This is a genomic window from Pseudoalteromonas fuliginea (genome assembly GCF_000690055.1).
Taxonomy (GTDB): Bacteria; Pseudomonadota; Gammaproteobacteria; order Enterobacterales; family Alteromonadaceae; genus Pseudoalteromonas; species Pseudoalteromonas fuliginea.
Genome location: NZ_JJNZ01000280.1, coordinates 1 through 276, shown reverse-complemented (window position 1 = coordinate 276; position 276 = coordinate 1). Strand labels below are relative to the sequence as shown.

Annotated in this window: 1 rRNA gene; it reads left to right on the top strand. The window is 47.5% G+C overall.

The window, feature by feature from the left end:
* Window positions 1-276, top strand: a 16S ribosomal RNA gene (locus tag DC53_RS00045); the annotation flags it as partial.

Sequence of the window (276 nt, the reverse complement as noted above, 5' to 3'; positions counted from 1 at the left end):
ACACATGCAAGTCGAGCGGTAGAAACTTTTAGCTTGCTAAAAGTTTTGAGAGCGGCGAACGGGTGAGTAACACGTTGGAATCTGCCCCCAAGTCAGGGATAGCCATTCGAAAGGATGATTAATACCGGATAGTCTCTACGGAGTAAAAATTTATTGCTTGGGGAGGAGCCTGCGTTCTATCAGTTTGTTGGTGAGGTAAAAGCTCACCAAGGCTATGATCTGATAGCTGGTCTGAGAGGGTGATCAGCCACACTGGAACTGAGACACGGTCCATAC